Raw genomic sequence first — 548 nt, forward strand, 5'->3', positions numbered from 1 at the left:
CATGCCGTCCAAGGCCATCGCGTCATCAGTCCGGGCGAACCATCTTGCAGGTGGCCTGCACCGGCGCGGACACGTCCGCGGCGGACAGCACCTTGACCGGCTCGAAGCCCATGTCGGTGCCGTCGGCCTTGTACTTGGCGTTCTTGCCGACCTTGGACACCACCATCGGCAGTTGCACCTGGTGGTCTTCGGCGCGCATGGTGTAGGTGCCCAGCGGCGAGGTGTAGGTGACCTTCTCCAGCGCGCGCGCCAGGTCCCGCACCGACAGCTTGCCGTCCTTGGGCTTGACCTGCTTGAGTGCTTCGCCCAGGAAGGTGATGCCGATCACGGTCTGCGGCTCGGTGTAGCTGGGGTAGTGGCCGGTCTTGGCCTTGTAGTCCTCGGCGAACTTGGCGCCTTCCTCGCCCGCGGCCTCGATGTTGTAGGGGTGGGCGATGTAGTGGCCCAGCGCGACCTCGCCGGCGTTGGCGAGGTTGCCGACCTGGTCCAGGAACACGGTGGCAAAGCGCACCTTCAGGCCGGCCGATTGCGTCGCCTTCATGAGCAAC

At 66.2% G+C, this 548-nt stretch carries 1 protein-coding gene; it reads right to left on the reverse strand.

Going from position 1 to position 548, the window contains the following annotated elements; all coding sequences use genetic code 11:
- Positions 1 to 25: 25 nt before the first annotated feature.
- Positions 26 to 548 (reverse strand): ABC transporter substrate-binding protein (locus DNK89_RS23870; RefSeq protein WP_153064351.1); only part of this gene is annotated, 523 nt, incomplete at its 5' end.

Source organism: Acidovorax sp. ST3, from assembly GCF_003231145.1.
GTDB lineage: Bacteria > Pseudomonadota > Gammaproteobacteria > Burkholderiales > Burkholderiaceae_C > Acidovorax.